Source organism: Streptomyces sp. NPDC002676 (assembly GCF_053592455.1).
Genome location: NZ_JBSFVT010000002.1, coordinates 429,310 through 445,196 on the forward strand (window position 1 = coordinate 429,310; position 15,887 = coordinate 445,196).

Here is a 15,887-nt window from a genome sequence, read left to right on the forward strand (position 1 = left end):
GTCAGGTCGTCGGGGCTCCCGACCCCGTCGCACGGAGCTGGTCTCTGCGGGCGTTGTTGTACTGACGCCAGAAGTGTTTCGCCACGGCGCAGAGAGCGGCATCGGCCTGGCACTGGCGGCAGGCGGCGACGTGCTGCTCGTACGTGATACGGGCGTTTTCCAAGGCGTCGTTGACAGAGGACATGGGGCATCTCCGGGCAGGGCGCGCGTCCGTCGGGCGGCGCAGAAGTTGACTGACTGGTGCAACCGGAAACTAGGTGATCATATTACTGCCGGTACTGGGAAACCAGCGGCGAGCAGCACGACCACCGGTGATCTCCGGGGGCGGCTCACCGGTGTGAGGCCCCGATCCTCGCGGCCCGCGGAGGGGGTGTCATGAGTACTCCTACTCAGAACACTCAGGGCAGCAGCCGCTGTTCCTTCGCCACGGCCACCGCGCCCGCACGCGTGTCCACGCCGAGCTTGTCGTAGATGCGCCTCAGGTGGGTCTTGACCGTGGCCTCGCTGATGAACAGGGCGCGGGCGATGGCGTGGTTGGGCAGGCCCCGCGCGAGGTGGGCGAGGATGTCGCGTTCGCGTGGTGTGAGCGCCGGGCGGGGGTTGCGCAGCCGGAACATGACCCGGTCGGCGACCGGGGCCGACAGCGCCGGGCGGCCCTGGGCGGCGGCGTGGATCGCCGCGAACAGGTTCTCGGCGCGCTCGGCCTTCAGAAGGTAGCCGGTGGCGCCCGCCTCGATGGCCCGGGTGACGTCCGCGTCGGTGTCGTACGTCGTCAGGACCAGGACGTGCGGGGCGGAGGTGAGCTCGCGCAGCCTGCGGGTGGTCTCCACGCCGTCGATGCCGGCGCCGAGTTGGAGGTCCATGAGGACGACGTCCGGGGCCGCCTTGCGGGCGAGGGCGAGGGCCTCTTCCCCGCTGCCGGCCTCGCCGACGACCTCGATGTCCGGAGCGCTGTGCAGGAGGGCCGGCAGACCGGCGCGTACGACGGCGTGGTCGTCGCAGACGAGGATGCGGACGGGAGTGCGCTCGGGCGGCCCGTCCCCGGTGTCTCGGGCGGTGTGCTCATCGGGGCTCCAGGGGGATCGACGCCGACAGGGCCGTGCCCTGGCCGGGGGCCGATTCGACGGTCAGGGTGCCGCCCACTCGACGCGGCGACGAAGGCGGCGCAGGCCGCGGTGGACGCCGCCGAGAAGGAGGGCCAGAAGGTGTCGGTGGCCGTCGTCGACCGCAACGGCAACGCCCTGGTCACCCTGCGCGGCGACGGGGCGGGCCCGCAGTCGTACGAGTCCGCCGAGCGGAAGGCGTTCACGGCCGTCTCCTGGAACGCCCCCACCTCGGAGCTGGCCGAGCGGTTGACGCAGGCGCCGACCCTGAAGGACATCCCGGGCACGCTGTTCCTGGCGGGCGGCGCGCCGGTGACCGCCAAGGGCGCCCCGGTCGCGGGCATCGGCGTCGCGGGCGCCCCGTCCGGCGACCTGGACGAGAAGTACGCCCAGGCGGGCGCGGCGGCGCTCGGCCGCTGACGCCGATCACATACGCCGAGGGCGCCCGGCCAGCCCCTGCGGACCGGCTGGACGCCCTCGGCGGTGGTGATCGGCCGACGAATCAGACCAGGTCGAACCGGTCGCTGTTCATGACCTTGTCCCACGCGGCGACGAAGTCCTTCACGAACTTCTCCTTCGCGTCGTCGCAGGCGTAGACCTCGGCGAGCGCGCGCAGCTCGGAGTTCGAGCCGAAGACCAGGTCGGCACGGGTACCGGTCCACTTCAGCTCGCCCGTGGCGGCGTCGCGGCCCTCGAACGTGGTCTGGTCCTCGGACGCCGACTTCCACGTGGTGCCCAGGTCGAGCAGGTTGACGAAGAAGTCGTTGGACAGGACGCCGGGCGTCTCGGTGAAGACGCCGTGCTGCGACTGCTGGTGGTTGGCACCCAGCACGCGCAGACCGCCGACGAGGACCGTCGTCTCGGGGGCGCTCAGGTTCAGCAGGTTCGCCTTGTCGAGCAGCAGGTACTCGGCCGGCAGCCGGGTGCCCTTGCCGACGTAGTTGCGGAAGCCGTCCGCGGCCGGCTCCAGCGCCTCGAAGGACTCGACGTCGGTGTGCTCCTCGGTCGCGTCGACGCGGCCCGGGGTGAAGGGCACCTCGACGTCGAAGCCACCGTCCTTCGCGGCCTTCTCCACGGCCGCGACACCGCCGAGGACGATGAGGTCGGCCAGGGAGACCTTCTTGGCGCCGGAGGAAGCGTTGAACTCCTGCTGGACACCCTCGAGCGCGCGCAGCACCTGGGCCAGCTCGTCGGGCTCGTTGACCTCCCAGCCGCGCTGCGGCTGCAGGCGGATGCGGGCGCCGTTGGCACCGCCGCGCTTGTCGCTGCCCCGGAAGGTCGAGGCGGACGCCCAGGCGGTGGTGACCAGCTGGGACACGGACAGGCCCGAGTCGAGCAGCTTGGCCTTGAGGGCCGCGATGTCCGCGGCGTCGATCAGCTCACCCTCGCGCTCCGGCAGCGGGTCCTGCCACAGCAGCGTCTCCTCCGGGACCTCCGGGCCGAGGTACAGGGACTTCGGGCCCATGTCACGGTGGGTCAGCTTGTACCAGGCACGGGCGAAGGCGTCCTTGAACTGGTCGGGGTTCTCGTAGAAGCGGCGCGCGATCGGCTCGTAGATCGGGTCGAAGCGCAGCGACAGGTCCGTCGTGAGCATGTTCGGCGCGATCTTCTTCGAGGAGTCGTGGGCGTGCGGGACCGTGGCCTCGCCCGCGCCGCCCTTCGGCTTCCACTGATGGGCGCCGGCGGGGCTCTTGGTCAGCTCCCACTCGTAGCCGAACAGGTTCTCGAAGAAGTTGTTGCTCCACCGGGTCGGCGTGGTGGTCCAGGTGACCTCGATGCCGGAGGTGATGGCGTCCGCGCCCTTGCCGGTGCCGTAGCTGCTCTTCCAGCCCAGGCCCTGCTCCGCCAGGTCGGCGGCCTCGGGGTCGGCGCCGACGTGGTCGGCCGGGCCCGCGCCATGGGTCTTGCCGAAGGTGTGGCCGCCGGCGATCAGGGCGACGGTCTCCTCGTCGTTCATCGCCATGCGGCGGAACGTCTCGCGGATGTCGCGGGCCGCGGCCAGCGGGTCCGGGTTGCCGTTCGGGCCCTCCGGGTTGACGTAGATGAGGCCCATCTGGACGGCGCCGAACGGGTTCTCCAGCTCGCGGTCGCCGGTGTAGCGCTTGTCGTCCAGCCAGGTGGTCTCGGGACCCCAGTAGACGTCCTCCTCCGGCTCCCACACGTCCTCGCGGCCACCGCCGAAGCCGAAGGTGGTGAAGCCCATCGACTCCAGCGCGACGTTGCCGGCGAGGATCATCAGGTCGGCCCAGGACAGGCTCTTGCCGTACTTCTTCTTCACCGGCCACAGCAGACGGCGGGCCTTGTCCAGGTTGGCGTTGTCCGGCCAGCTGTTCAGCGGCGCGAAGCGCTGCTGACCGGCACCGGCGCCACCGCGGCCGTCACTGATGCGGTAGGTGCCCGCGCTGTGCCAGGCCATACGGATGATGAGCGGGCCATAGTGGCCGAAGTCGGCCGGCCACCACTCCTGGGAGGTGGTGAGCACCTCCTCGATGTCCCGCTTCACGACCGGAAGGTCAAGGGCCTTGAACGCCTCGGCATAGTCGAAGTCCTCGCCGAGCGGGTTGGCCACGGCAGGGTTCTTGGCAAGGATCTTCAGGTTGAGCCGGTCCGGCCACCACTGGCGGTTGCCGCCACCCTGGGTCGGGTGCGGGGCCCGAGCGTGCACGACCGGGCAGCCGCCGCTCCCCTCCTCCGACTTATTCGCGGCGAACTCGTCGTAGTTGTCAGTCATGGCAATCCTTCCGAACTGTACGGAACACGGTGCTCAGAAACTGCGGCCGGTGGAACAGTCGGGGCAGGTGCCCCAGTAGACGACCTCGGCCTCGTCGATGGCGAAGCCGCGGTCGTCGGATGCGGTCAGGCAGGGCGCGTCGCCGACAGCGCAGTCGACGTCGGCGACGACACCGCACGCCCGGCACACGATGTGGTGGTGGTTGTCGCCGACCCGTCCTTCGAACCGGGCCGGGTGGCCGGCCGGTTCGATACGGCGTACGAGACCCGCCCCGGTGAGGGCGTGCAGGGCCTCGTATACGGCTTGCAAAGAAATGTGGCCCACGCGGGCACGCACCCCGGAGGCGATGGCCTCGACGCCGAGGTGGTCTCCGTCCCGGACGGTCTCCAGCAGCGCGACGCGGGCTGCTGTCACGCGCAGGCCGGCACCGCGGAGCTGCTCGGCGGTGTTCGGGGTCGGGGAGGCGGTCATGAGACCGAACCTACCCCCATAAACACGAATCATTCAAGAAAACGAACGATGCAATTCTGATCGCGTGTCGCCGCCAAGGATTTGCTTCTGCGCGGCTTTGCTCCACACGGCACCGCCGGGCGCGACGTCAGGGCACCGTCCGGCGGTGACGCGGGAGCACCCACGCATCATCCGGCGGCGACCAGCGGACAGCGGCGCGGCAGGCCGGGGTGTCCTCCGAACGAGGGAGGGCTCGCCTCCCCCTGGGGTGCGGACCTTCGCAGCCTCGCCGGAATACCCCCGGGGGTACCCCTGTTAGGCTGAATGACAGATACCCCCGGGGGTACATCGCTCAAGAGGAGTCGTAGTCGTGTTCTTCGTTGAAACGCTGGAGTTCGAGGGCCTGGGCAATCGCAGCTACCTGGCCGGCGGGGCCAGGGTCGCGGTCGTGGTGGACCCGCCTCGGGACTTCGAGCAGGTCATCGCGGCGGCAGCCCGGCGTGGGGTGCGTATCGCGCTGGTGGCCGAGACCCATCTGCACAACGACTACGTCACCGGCGGTCTGGAGCTGGCCCGCGTGACCGGCGCCCGCTACCTGGTGCCGGCCGCGGCGGCGGTCGCCTTCGCCCGCACCCCGGTCGCCGACGGCGACACGTTCCTCGTGGACGAGGACCTGGTCCTGCGGGCGATCGCCACCCCCGGTCACACCCCGCACCACACCTCCTACGTGCTGGCGGAGGACGGCCGGGAGGTCGCCGTGTTCACCGGCGGTTCGCTGCTGATCGGCACCGTGGGCCGGCCGGACCTGGTCGAGCCGCGGCTGACCGAGCAGCTGGCCCGCGCCCAGCACGCCTCCGCGCACCGCCTGGCGGACGAGCTGGACGACGAGGTCCCGGTGCTGCCCACCCACGGCTTCGGCAGTTTCTGCTCCTCCTCCCAGGCGGAGGGGCACGCGAGCACGATCGGCCGGGAGCGCAGGACCAACGACGCACTGACCAAGGACATGGACACCTTCGTCGCCGAGCTGCTCGCCGGACTGGACGACGTCCCGGCCTACTACGCGCACATGGCCCCGGCCAACGCCGCAGGTCCCGCGCCCCTCGACCTCACCCCGCCGAAGCCCGCGGACGCCGAGGAGATCGCCGCCCGGCTGACTGCCGGGGAATGGGTCGTGGACCTGCGCAACCGGGTCGCCTTCGCCGAGGGGCATGTGGCCGGATCGTTCAACTTCGAGGGCGCGGGCAAGCTCGCCACCTACCTGGCCTGGCTGATCCCCTGGGGCAAGCCCATGACGCTGCTCGCCGAGACACCCGAGCAGGTCACCGGCGCACAGCGGGAGCTGGCCAGGGTCGGCATCGACCGCCCGGCCGCCGCAGCCACGGGCGAGGCGGCCACCTGGGTCCGGGAAGGCGAGCCGCTCGCCTCCTTCCCGCGCGCCGATTTCGCCGACCTCGCCGAGGTGCGTGGGCGCGGTGAGCAGGTGGTGGTGCTGGACGTGCGGCGCGACTCCGAGCGTGCGGGCGGATACGTCGACGGCTCGGTCCACATCCCGGTCCACGAGCTGCCCGGCCGCATCGGCGAGGTGCCGGACGGGGTGGTGTGGGTGCACTGCGCGGGCGGCATGCGCGCTGCGATCGCCGCCTCCCTGCTCGATGCCGCCGGCCGTGACGTGGTCGCCGTCGACGACGGCTTCGACGCCGCCGGCGCCGCGGGCCTCACTCTCGCCAGGTCCCACGGCACCGACTGAACGACTTTCCCCTCACCACCCGCACGGAGTGATCAAACGATGTTCTCGCTGTTCTCACGTGTTCGCCGTGGCACCGGCCGCCTCACCCCGCACGAGGCCCACCGGCAGACCGGCGACGGGCAGGCCGTACTGCTGGATGTCCGCGAAACACCGGAGTGGCAGGCCGGGCACGCGCCCGGCGCGCTGCACCTGCCGCTGAGCCGCCTGACGGCGGGGGCCGGGCTTCCGGCGGCCGCGCAGGGCAGGCCGGTGGTTGCGATCTGCCGCTCCGGGAACCGTTCCCGCACGGCCGCCGAGCTCCTCGCCGCGCGCGGCGTGGAGGCCACCGACGTCGTCGGCGGCATGACCGCATGGGCCCGCGAGGGCCTGCCGGTCACCGACGACCGCGGCGGCAGCGGTGTCATAGCGTGAGCGAGCTGATCCTGGCCCTGCTCGCCGGTGCCGTGGTCGGGCTCGCACTCGGCGCGCTCGGCGGGGGCGGCAGCGTCCTCGCGGTGCCCGCGCTGATCTACCTGCTCGGTTTCACCCCGGCCGCGGCCACCACCGCCGCCCTGATCATCGTGACTGTCACCTCGCTCACCGCCCTGTACGCCCATGCCCGCGCCGGGAACGTGCGCTGGAGAGCCGGTGCCCTCTTCGCCGCGGCCGGACTTCTGCCCGCCGCCGCGGCCGGAGCCGCCGCCTCCCGCCTGCCACAGCCGACGCTGACCGCCGCGTTCGCCGCCGTCGCCGCACTCGCTGCCGTGCGCATGCTGCGTCCCGCCGGCCGGGCGAGCACCGGTCCGGCGCCGGCGGTACGGCCGGCGAAGGCAGCGGGGGCCGGGGCGGGGCTGGGGGCGCTGACGGGGCTGCTCGGGGTCGGCGGCGGCTTCCTCGCGGTCCCCGCCCTGGTCACGGTGCTGGCCTTCGAGATGCAGGCCGCCGTCGGCACCAGCCTGCTGGTCATCTCGGCGAACAGCATGGCCTCGCTCGCCACCCGCGGAGCCACCACGGCCGGCCTGCACTGGGCGGTGATCGGCCCCTTCGCCGGGGCCGCGATCCTCGGCGCGTGGGACGGCAAGCGCCTGGCCGCCAAGGTCACCGGCGCCCTGCTGCAGCGGACCTTCGCGGTCGTGCTCCTGGCCGTGGCCGCCTTCATGCTCGTCGACGCCCTCACCTGAGCCGGTGAATCCCCGTGAGCCGCATGAGTTCACCTGAGCCCGAGGAGCCGGAGCGGTGGGGTGCATGGCACCCCACCTGTGCTCAGGCCAGCGAAAGGAACAGCTTCTCCAGGCGGGCGCGCATCTGCTCCCGGTCCTCGGAGGTCTCCGTGTCCCCGTCGGTCAGGCAGTGCTGCAGGCCGGTGGCGATGATCGCGAAGCCGGCCCGGTCCAGGGCGCGGGAGGCCGCCGCGAGCTGCGTCACCACGTCCTCGCAGTCCCGCCCGTCCTCGATCATCTTGATCACGCCGGCGATCTGGCCCTGCGCCCGGCGCAGCCGGTTGACCGCCGTCTTCAGTTCCTCAGCCGCCATCGACAGTTCCACGACCCACGCTCCTTCGAGATACCCCCTTGGGTATCCTAGCGAAGGGGTAACCACTGAACAGCAAAGGAAAGTCCCCGTGGCACCCACCACTTCCCTCACCGCGGACCAGGCCCACGCCCGCCTGCACGAGCTGACCGTCATCGACGTGCGCACCCCCGGTGAGTACGCCTCCGGTCACCTGCCCGGCGCCCACAACATCCCCCTCGACCGCCTGGACCAGGCCCTGCCCGCCCTGAGGACAGCCGCCGGCCGCGGCGACCTCCTCGTCGTGTGCGCCTCCGGCACCCGCTCCGCGACCGCCGGCGAGCGCCTGGCCGCGCAGGGGATCACCGCCGCCACCCTCACCGGTGGCACCACCGCCTGGACGCAGCTCGGCCACGACACCCACCGGCCCTCCGGCGCCACCCGGACCCCCTGGGCCATGGACCGCCAGGTCCGCCTCGCTGCCGGCTCCCTGGTCCTGACCGGGCTGATCGCCGGACAGCGCTGGCCCAAGGTCCGCCTGCTCTCCGCGGGCGTCGCCGGTGGCCTGGCCTTCTCCGCCCTCACCAATACCTGCGGCATGGCCAAGCTCCTCGCCAAGCTCCCCCATAACCAGCCCCGGGGCACCGACCTCGACGCCACCCTCGCCGCCCTGGCCGGCTGACACCGCCGGCCCGCGGGGCAACGCCCAGGCAGGGGTCACTCGTACGGGCGTACCGGTCCGGCCGTCCGTAGCATCGCGGCGGTTGTGTCGTTCGGCAGCAGTGTGATGTTTGCCACGTGACGTGATGGATCGGCGGTGAACGGGCAACGCTCCCCTTCATGCCCCACGCGAAACCCCTGCGGCAGGTGATTCGATGAGCACGGCGACGCCCCGGACCACCCGGACGACGCCGCCCACCCGAACCGGCTCGACGGCCGGCCGACGCTCCCCGCCGGCCGTCCTGACGTCCCTGCCGTCCCTCACGGGACTGCGGTGGATGGCGGCGCTGCTGGTGTTCGGACTGCACGTGAACAACTTCGGCTACTTCGGCGGTGGCGGCGGCCGGATCGTGTTCTGGGCCTTCGGAGCCGGTGCCACGGGGGTGTCCTTCTTCTTCGTGCTGTCCGGTTTCGTGCTGACGTGGTCCGCGAGACCCGGCGACCGCGCACTGGGCTTCTGGCGGCGGCGCATCGCCCGGATCTACCCGGTGCACCTGGTCACGCTGGCCGTCGCGCTCGTGATGGCGTACACGCTGGCGCACCAGCCGAGACCGACGGCGAAGCAAGCCCTGGCGAACGCCCTGCTGCTGCACTCCTGGTGGCACCCGTGGTGGCAGACGCTGAATCCGGTCAGCTGGTCGCTGGCCTGCGAGGCGTTCTTCTACGCGTCGTTCCCGCTGCTGTTCCTGGTGCTGCGCAGGCTCGGCGCGCGCGGTTCGGCCGCCGTGGGCGCGCTGGCGGTAGCGGCGGTCCTCGTGCTGGCCTGGGCGGACGCCCACGACTGGACGACCCAGTCGCTGTACTCGTTCCCCGGCGCCCGGCTGCCCGAGTTCGTCCTCGGCACGGTCACCGCCCGGCTGGTGGTGCTGGGCCGTTGGCGAGGGCCCGGGCTGGAGGCCTCGCTGGCCCTGGCGATCATCGGCTACTTCCTCGTCCCGCAGGTCACGCCGGGCTACTCGGCCACGGTCTGCACACTCGCCGGGTTCGTGCTGCTCATCCCGGCGGCGGCCATCGCGGATCTGCAGGGGCAGCCGTCGCTGTGGAGACACCGGCTGGTGGTACGGCTGGGGGAACTGTCGTTCGCCTTCTACATGATTCACCTGCTGGTGCTGCGCGCCGGCACGCACCTGCTGGGCAACAAGCCGCATTTCGGTGTGCTCGCGGGGCTGGCGGTGACCGCCATCGCGTTCACCGTGTCGCTCGCGTTGTCCTGGGTGCTGTACGAGGCGGTGGAACGGCCCGCGAGACGGCTGCTGCTGCGCCGCCGCGGCCTCAGCACGATCGACCGGCCTGCCGCGACGCACGACTGAGGCGTGCCACCGCATGACCGTGCGCCGGCCCCTGGGCAGGGGGCCGGCGCACGGGTGGCGTCAGCCCGCGTTGCTGCAGAAGGTGCCGAAGGCCGGGTCCAACAGCCCGACGAGGCCGATGGTGTTGCCGCACACGTTGGCGTCGACGTCGACCGGGAACTGGACCACGTTGCCCGAGAAGACGCCGGGGCTGTTCTGTGCGACGCCGGTGGTCGGGTCCGGGTCCGCCGCGAATGCGGTCGTCGAGCCGCCGAGCGCGAGAGCGCCTGCGACGAGCGCTGTTGCAGCGAAGGTACGTACACGCATGAGTCGCCTCACTGATTGACGAAGGGACGGGTCCATCACACCCACCCCGGTCGCCGCGCGTCTGTTCTGCTGGTCCCGGTGGGTGACGCCGGTCCGCCTACGGGAACTGGGTCACCTTGGAGGGGACGGTGCTCGTGCCCGAGGTGGGGGCGCCGGTGTCGTTGACGACGTGGGCGTACTGCCCGTTGCCGCCGAGAGAGATCACCAGCAGGTCGTGCATCTTGATGCCCGGGGTCGCCGGGACCTGGAAGCCGTGGGCCTGCACGATCGAGGAATCGGCCGTGTAGTTGCAGTAGCTGCCCAGGCCCCACGCCTCGTGCGTACCGACCGAGTCGGCGACCTTGTAGGCCGCGTAGCCCACGATGCCGTCGTGGGTGATGGCGGCGGCGTTCGGGGCGTCGTACGCCTTCTCGTTCTGGAAGAAGATCGTCCGGCCGCGTTCTCCGCTCCAGTACACGTCGTACTTGTTGAAGTGTTCGACGAACAGGCCCGTGGCGAGCACGTCGTCGCCGTTGACCCGGAGGCCGTAGTCGGCGCGGTTGGTGTCCCAGCCGACGCCGCTGCCGTGGTCGGCGCGCCAGATCCAGGTGTGGTCGATGACGACATCGTTGCTGTTGACCACCACGGAGTTGGTGGCGAGACCGGGGCCCGCACCGCCGATACGGAAGAACACGTCCTGCATGGTGGTGGGGTTGGCGGAGTGGTCGGCAGTCGCGCCGGGGGTGCCGATCCGCAGCAGAGTGTCGGAGTTGACCGGGCCCGCGTCGATGAGGAACCCGGCCAGCTTCACGCCGTCCACGTCGGCCACGTGCATCGCGTCGATGCCGTTGTCCGGGACCAGGGTGGCGAGGCCCAGGCCGAGGACCACGGTGTTCGCGCGGGTGACGTCGATGGTCTGGTCGAGGTGGTAAACGCCGGGCGTGAAGAGGAGGTTGAGGCCCTGGGCGAGGGCCGCGTCGATGGTGGCGGCGGTCGCGCCCGGCTTCACGACGTAGAACTGGTCCAGCGGGAGGGAGGAGCCCGCGTCGGCCGGCCAGGAGACGCCGCGGACGTTGGTGCGCTTGGCGGGGACGAACACCTTGTACGTGGAGCCGTCCAGGTAGAGGAACGGCTTCTCGCGGGAGATCGGGGTGGTGTCGAGGGTCGTGTACGGGCCGCTGTCGAAGTTGGTCGCCGGGGCGCCCTGGACGCCGGAGAAGGTCATGTTCCAGACGCCGTTGGTCCAACCGCCGACCGAGCTGTCACGGGTGTACCACTGCTGCTGGGAGTACGGGCCGACCGTGCCGTCGATCTTCGAGTCGGCGATGTAGCCGCCGGAGGCCCAACCGTAGCCGTTCGGGGCGAGGTTGAGGCCGCCCTGGACGTGGATGCGGCGGAAGGGGGCCGCCTGGGCGACCGCCCAGCGGTCGGTGCCGTTGGACGGCTTGATGGCGAGGTTCTCCGCCGAACGCCAGAAGTTCTGCGTGGCGTTGCCGTTGAACCAGCCCGCGTCCACGGTGACATCGCCGTTGATCTGGGTGTCGTCGGGGTTCATGCCGAGCCCGGAGATCGAGGTGTAGAAGCCGATCTGGGCGTTGATGCCGTTGTAGGTGCCGGGCTTCAGCAGGAACTGGTAGCGGCCGGTGCCGAATTGACTCGACTCCTGCTGCTTGAAGACGTCGTCGAACTTCTGCTGGAGGTTCGGGGTGGAGGGGTCGACGACGATGACGTTCGGGCCGAGATCACCGCCGCCCTGGACGGGCGGTACGCCCGTGGACCCGGTGTGCACGGCGACCTCCCACAGGGAGTAGCCGTACCCGGTGCCGCGGGCGGTGCCGTAGATCCGGACGTAGCGGCCCGAGCCGCTGACGTCGTAGGAGGCCGTGCCGCCGCCGGCGCCGGTGACGCTCTTGAGGGTGCTCCAGTTCTGGCCGTCGGCCGAGGCCTGGATCTGGAAGTCCTTGCCGTACGCGGTCTCCCAGTTCAGGTCGACCTTGCACAGGTCCTGTACCGACCCGAGGTCGGTCTGGAGCCACTGCGGGTCGGCGGCCTGGCTGGACCAGCGGGTGGAGGTGTTGCCGTCGAAGGCGGCGGAAGCCGGGGTGCCGGCGTTCTCGGTGGAGGAGGCGGTGGCGGGCCTGCCCTGCGCGGCGTTGGCGGTGCCGCAGGTGGGCTGGCTCGTCGAGCCGAAGACCTGGAACTCCCACAGGGAGTAGCCCCATTGGGTCGCGCGGTGCACGCCGAGCATCCGCACATAGCGGCCCTGGCCGGACACGTCGAGCGTGTCGACGCCGCCGTCACCACCGGTGACGGACTTCAGGTCGGTCCAGGAGGTGCCGTCCTTCGATATCTGAACCCTGTAGTCCTTGCCGTACGCGGTCTCCCAGTTGAGCACCACCTGGGTGACGGAGGCGGTGGCGCCGAGGTCGACCTCCAGCCACTGGTCGTCGGTGGCGGCCGAGGACCAGCGTGTGCCGGTGTCACCGTCGACGGCCCTGGCGGCGGCGGTGCCGTAGTTCTCCTCGGACGACGCGGTGGCCGTCTTCCCCTGCGACAAGGGGGTTTCGGCCGCGGCGGCCGGTGGGTGGGTGGTGGGCATGGCGATCAGCGCCGCCGCTGCGGCGAGCGCTGTGCCCAGGCTTCTCAGTTTCATGCTGCGGCTCCATGGCTCCATGCGGAAGTGGGTCAAGACGCCGACCCCAAGGCTTAGTTCATGTTTTGATTTAAGTGATGAGTCAAGCGGGCCACAAGCCTTCGGAACCTGAAACCTCGAAATTCAGCGGCGCTGGCGCTCAGCCAGCTCCAGCAGCGCGGCGTGTGTGTCCTGGTCGGCCGCCACGATCAGTCCGCCCGCGCCGGTGTGCAGGGGCTGGCCGTGGATGCCGGTGACCGTGCAGCCGGCGGCCCGGCACAGGGCGATCCCGGCCGCGAAGTGCACGCTGTCGCGCAGGTCGCCGTCGGTGACGTAGGCGGCCCTGCGACCGGCGGCGACCCAGGCCACCGCGAGGGTCGTGGAGACCACCCGGGGCCGGAACCGCTGCACGAAGCCCGGTTCGGCCAGCAGGCGCGCCGCCTGGAAGCCGGGCGCGTTGGGGAAGGGCGGGTCGAGGTTGATGTCCACCAGCCGGGAATCCGGCGACGGCGCCAAGTCCTCGTCCCTGCCGTCGAGGCGGAGCCGGGCCCTCGTGCCGTCGGTCCAGAACACCTCGCCGCTGAACGGGTCGGCCGTCGCGGCGGCCGTGATGTCCGTACCGATCCGCAGGGCCACGTTCACGCCGACGAGCAAGTTGCGCACGGCGTAGTTGAGGGTGCCGCACAGCGGGTCGACCAGCCAGCGGCGCCGGGCCTCCTCGGCTCCGGTGCGTCCGCTCTCCTCGCCCGTCACGGCGTCCTCGGGCCGGGCGGCGCGCAGGACGTCGAGGATGGCCTTCTCGGCCGCGAGGTCGGCCGCCGTGGCGAAGTCACCGGCGGACTTCTCGAAGCGGGCCAGCGGCTCCCCGTGCATCTCGCGCACCACGGCAGCGCCCGCCTGCGCTGCCGCCACGGCCAGTTCGGCGTCCGATGCCGCCATGTCGATCTTCGTCATGCGTGCAGGATAGCCAGCCGGGTGCGGGATCAACTCGGCCTCTGCAGCCACGGGTTGTACGGCCGCCCGCGCGGACGGCCGTACGCGGGTCAGCTCCCGTCGATGGCCCAGTGCTGGAGTGCCGAGCCGGTGTCGGGCTGCTGGGTCGCCTTGGCGCCGTCGGCCGTGGTGGCCGTGGTCAGGAGCAGGCCGCTCTTCTGCGAGGCGAGGGTGTAGCCGGCGCCGGGCACGGCGGTGACGAGCCAGCGCTGGTTGCTGCCGCCCGTGCACGTCCACTGGATGACGGCGGCGCCGGCGGAGGCGGAGCCGCCGGAGACGTCCACGCACAGGTGGGACTCGGTGTTGCGGATCTCGTAGGAGCCGTCGGACCGGCGGGTGAACTCCCAGCTCTGGTTGGAGCCGCCGTTGGGCGTCCAGGTGACGAGCTGGGTGCCGGCGGCCGTGGAGTGGTCGGGGTCGTCGAGGGCCCGGCCCGAGGCGCGCAGGGTGTGGGCGCCGGTGATGACCGGGGTGCCGGGAGCCGCTCCGGTCGAGGTGAGCGAGAGGGTCTGCTCGGCCGGCGTACGGCCACCGCCGACCGAACTACCGCTGCTGTCCGTCCAGTTGCGGACCGGGGTGGTCTCGGCGAGGCGGCCGGAGGCTCCGGACAGGCCGAGCACGAGGCCGCTGTAGCGGTTGACGAACCGGTAGGTGCCGTCGGCCGGGCTGCCCGGGATCACGAACCACTGCTGGCCGACCGTGGGGCCACCCGTCGGCGCCGCCGTCACCGTGGGCCGCGAGCCCCAGGCGCGGCCCGCCTTCGTGGTGGAGTCGACGCCGAGCAGCCCGCCGCCGGACGCGTTGGCGATGGTGAAGGAACCGTCACCGGTCGGGGCGAAGACCCAGGACTCCTCGGCGGCGCCGGTGGGGCTCGCCACGGAGGTGGTGCCGGAGCCGCCGGGGACCCGGGCGAGGACACGGCCCGCCCCGCTCGCGATGCGGTAGCTGCGGGTGGTGTCCATGGGCGGTGCGGCGGGGGCGGAGGAGCCGATCGTGACGTCGACGTACTCGCCGGAGGCGTTGTGGGAGCAGCCGAAGGCGCAGTACGAGCGGAAGGTCTTGCCGACGATCGTGGAGCTGGTGCGGTTGGCGCGGTCGAGGAACCAGCGGTACCAGGAGGCGTTCGTGTAGCTGCCGGTGTCGCCGATCGGGTGCCACTGCTGGGTGGCCAGGTCGTCGGTGGCGTACAGGTACTGCGGCGAGTTGCCGCTCTGGTCCACGGCCTGCGGTTCGCCGATGTAGAGGCCGAGGTAGGCGTCGTAGGCGATGTTCATGACGAACAGGGGCGAGGTCGGGGGCATCTTGCCGGCCGCGATCTGCTCGGCGGCGGTGCCGGTGTTCGTCGGGTCGTACTCGTCGGCGACGGGCGTGTAGCCGGTGGGGTGGCCGGCGTCGGCGGGGACGATGTTGCTCTCCCGGCCGCCCGTGCCGGGCTGGGACCAGGTGCCGCCGTACCACTTGCGCCAGGAGCCGGGCGCCATCTTCGCGGAGATCGGGGCGCGGGCCACGTGCTCGTGGAACGCCTTCCAGCCGCCGCTCTTGTCGATGATCCGCGAGCCGTAGTAGACGTAGAAGTAACCGGAGGCTGCGTCGACGAAGAGCCGCTGGTCGCCGTCGCCGTAGGAGTACGTCTGGTTCGGGAAGGCCGTGGTGTCCCCGCGCCTGGTGCTGTACGGGGACGTGATGACGTGGTCCTTGATGGTCCAGGTGCGGCCCTGGTCGGTGGAGACGGCGTAGTCGATGGCGTCGTAGTGCAGTCCGTCACCGAAGGGCTGCGGGGTGAACTCGTTGTGCACGAGGCCGTACCAGGCGCCGGTGTCGGGGTCGACCCAGACGCCCGACAGGTCGCAGTAGTTCTTCTGCGCGTAGCCCGAGCCGCTCGGCGCGTACGTCGCCTCGCGGCCGGTCGGGCTGTTGTTGCAGCGCCAAGTGGTGTCGCTGTTACGGTCGTTGGAGTTGGCGGGGTTCACCGACCTGCTGAGCGTCTTGTCGAAGGTCGCGCTGTCGAAGTCCGTGCCGGTGTAGAAGTCCCAGGTGCGCGGGTCGTTCGCGCCGTAGAGGGCGGCGGACTGCTGGTAGTGGAAGGTGCCGTCCTTGTCGGTGTACGGCGTCGCGGGGGTGTCCGTCGGGTGGGTGAAGGGCACCGGTGTGCCCACGGTCACGCTGTAGGTGGCGGCGGCCACGGGGGACGCTGTCGCGGCGGACACCGGCGACGCTGTGCCGCCGCCCAGGACCAGGGCGACGGCCGTGGAGAACGCTGCCGCGGCGCCGCCCGCTCTGCTCAAGAGTCGCACGGATGCTCCTTGTTGCCGAAGGGCCGATTGCAACCGGAACGATCCGGCCCGGCGGTTTCCGCGGCAATGGACTCCGGTGCTCCGCCTCTTGCACTTTCGCGGAGCGAGGGACGGGGGCGCTCTGTCTTCGCGAG

The 15,887-nt window shown here is 71.3% G+C and carries 15 protein-coding genes; 6 read left to right on the forward strand and 9 right to left on the reverse strand.

All coding sequences use genetic code 11. The annotated features are described in order from the left end of the window. Position 1: 1 nt before the first annotated feature. Positions 2–184 carry a hypothetical protein gene (locus tag ACWD3E_RS09040; RefSeq protein ID WP_451386875.1) on the reverse strand — a complete coding sequence of 61 codons (183 nt, stop codon included), beginning with the start codon at positions 182–184 and terminating at the stop codon, positions 2–4. A gap of 214 nt (positions 185–398) precedes the next feature. Further along, complete coding sequence (locus ACWD3E_RS09045) at positions 399–1,010, reverse strand: response regulator (protein WP_451387120.1); 612 nt, start codon at positions 1,008–1,010, stop codon at positions 399–401. On the opposite strand from ACWD3E_RS09045, the gene ACWD3E_RS09050 reads away from it, so the two are divergent. Next, positions 990–1,523 (forward strand): GlcG/HbpS family heme-binding protein, encoded by a 534-nt coding sequence (locus tag ACWD3E_RS09050; protein WP_451387121.1) that lies wholly within the window; start codon positions 990–992, stop codon positions 1,521–1,523. The two genes, ACWD3E_RS09045 and ACWD3E_RS09050, sit on opposite strands and share 21 nt — an antisense overlap. An 82-nt stretch (positions 1,524–1,605) precedes the next feature. Here the strand turns inward: ACWD3E_RS09050 and katG are convergent, their stop codons facing one another. Both katG and ACWD3E_RS09060 read right to left on the reverse strand, forming a co-directional pair. Beyond that, positions 1,606–3,834, reverse strand: coding sequence for a catalase/peroxidase HPI (gene katG / locus ACWD3E_RS09055; RefSeq protein WP_451386876.1), 2,229 nt, complete (start codon positions 3,832–3,834; stop codon positions 1,606–1,608). 33 nt (positions 3,835–3,867) lie between these two features. Then, the gene (locus tag ACWD3E_RS09060; protein ID WP_451354149.1) at positions 3,868–4,305 is read right to left on the reverse strand and encodes a Fur family transcriptional regulator; all 438 of its coding nucleotides are present in this window, start codon (positions 4,303–4,305) and stop codon (positions 3,868–3,870) included. Positions 4,306–4,654: 349 nt separating this feature from the next. On the opposite strand from ACWD3E_RS09060, the gene ACWD3E_RS09065 reads away from it, so the two are divergent. Genes ACWD3E_RS09065 through ACWD3E_RS09075 form a run of 3 tightly spaced genes read left to right on the forward strand, consistent with a single transcriptional unit; the run spans position 4,655 to position 7,191 of the window. Further along, positions 4,655–6,031: an MBL fold metallo-hydrolase gene (locus ACWD3E_RS09065; RefSeq protein WP_451386877.1), complete on the forward strand. Its 1,377-nt coding sequence runs from the start codon at positions 4,655–4,657 to the stop codon at positions 6,029–6,031. Positions 6,032–6,070: 39 nt separating this feature from the next. Next, positions 6,071–6,442, forward strand: a complete 372-nt coding sequence (locus tag ACWD3E_RS09070) for a rhodanese-like domain-containing protein (RefSeq protein WP_451386878.1) — start codon at positions 6,071–6,073, stop codon at positions 6,440–6,442. After that, the gene (locus tag ACWD3E_RS09075; RefSeq protein ID WP_451386879.1) at positions 6,439–7,191 is read left to right on the forward strand and encodes a sulfite exporter TauE/SafE family protein; all 753 of its coding nucleotides are present in this window, start codon (positions 6,439–6,441) and stop codon (positions 7,189–7,191) included. Before ACWD3E_RS09070 ends, ACWD3E_RS09075 begins: the two co-directional genes overlap by 4 nt. An 82-nt stretch (positions 7,192–7,273) precedes the next feature. Here the strand turns inward: ACWD3E_RS09075 and ACWD3E_RS09080 are convergent, their stop codons facing one another. Then, entirely contained in the window at positions 7,274–7,555 is a 282-nt protein-coding gene (locus tag ACWD3E_RS09080) for a metal-sensitive transcriptional regulator (protein WP_451354153.1), read from the reverse strand. A 76-nt stretch (positions 7,556–7,631) separates the two neighbouring features. Between ACWD3E_RS09080 and ACWD3E_RS09085 the strand changes: the two genes are divergently transcribed. Together ACWD3E_RS09085 and ACWD3E_RS09090 are read left to right on the forward strand one after the other, a co-directional pair. Next, positions 7,632–8,201, forward strand: a complete 570-nt coding sequence (locus tag ACWD3E_RS09085; protein WP_451386880.1) for a rhodanese-like domain-containing protein — start codon at positions 7,632–7,634, stop codon at positions 8,199–8,201. Between the two features lie 193 nt (positions 8,202–8,394). Continuing rightward, positions 8,395–9,549, forward strand: a complete 1,155-nt coding sequence (locus tag ACWD3E_RS09090; RefSeq protein ID WP_451386881.1) for an acyltransferase family protein — start codon at positions 8,395–8,397, stop codon at positions 9,547–9,549. Positions 9,550–9,609: 60 nt separating this feature from the next. Here the strand turns inward: ACWD3E_RS09090 and ACWD3E_RS09095 are convergent, their stop codons facing one another. The 4 genes from ACWD3E_RS09095 to ACWD3E_RS09110 all read right to left on the reverse strand — a co-directional run bounded on the left by ACWD3E_RS09095 (position 9,610) and on the right by ACWD3E_RS09110 (position 15,753). After that, the gene (locus ACWD3E_RS09095; RefSeq protein WP_451386882.1) at positions 9,610–9,855 is read right to left on the reverse strand and encodes a chaplin; all 246 of its coding nucleotides are present in this window, start codon (positions 9,853–9,855) and stop codon (positions 9,610–9,612) included. Between the two features lie 97 nt (positions 9,856–9,952). Then, positions 9,953–12,487: a discoidin domain-containing protein gene (locus tag ACWD3E_RS09100; protein WP_451386883.1), complete on the reverse strand. Its 2,535-nt coding sequence runs from the start codon at positions 12,485–12,487 to the stop codon at positions 9,953–9,955. Positions 12,488–12,610: 123 nt separating this feature from the next. Then, positions 12,611–13,420: an inositol monophosphatase family protein gene (locus tag ACWD3E_RS09105; RefSeq protein WP_451386884.1), complete on the reverse strand. Its 810-nt coding sequence runs from the start codon at positions 13,418–13,420 to the stop codon at positions 12,611–12,613. A gap of 89 nt (positions 13,421–13,509) precedes the next feature. After that, positions 13,510–15,753: an RICIN domain-containing protein gene (locus ACWD3E_RS09110; RefSeq protein ID WP_451386885.1), complete on the reverse strand. Its 2,244-nt coding sequence runs from the start codon at positions 15,751–15,753 to the stop codon at positions 13,510–13,512. Positions 15,754–15,887 lie beyond the last annotated feature (134 nt).

Coding starts and splice junctions, on each gene's coding strand:
- ACWD3E_RS09060 (WP_451354149.1), bottom strand. CDS start 4,305: ATGACCGCCTCCCCGACCCCGAACACCGCCGAGCAGCTCCGCGGTGCC.
- ACWD3E_RS09100 (WP_451386883.1), bottom strand. CDS start 12,487: ATGAAACTGAGAAGCCTGGGCACAGCGCTCGCCGCAGCGGCGGCGCTG.
- ACWD3E_RS09040 (WP_451386875.1), bottom strand. CDS start 184: ATGTCCTCTGTCAACGACGCCTTGGAAAACGCCCGTATCACGTACGAG.
- ACWD3E_RS09095 (WP_451386882.1), bottom strand. CDS start 9,855: ATGCGTGTACGTACCTTCGCTGCAACAGCGCTCGTCGCAGGCGCTCTC.
- katG (WP_451386876.1), bottom strand. CDS start 3,834: ATGACTGACAACTACGACGAGTTCGCCGCGAATAAGTCGGAGGAGGGG.
- ACWD3E_RS09090 (WP_451386881.1), top strand. CDS start 8,395: ATGAGCACGGCGACGCCCCGGACCACCCGGACGACGCCGCCCACCCGA.
- ACWD3E_RS09070 (WP_451386878.1), top strand. CDS start 6,071: ATGTTCTCGCTGTTCTCACGTGTTCGCCGTGGCACCGGCCGCCTCACC.
- ACWD3E_RS09105 (WP_451386884.1), bottom strand. CDS start 13,420: ATGACGAAGATCGACATGGCGGCATCGGACGCCGAACTGGCCGTGGCG.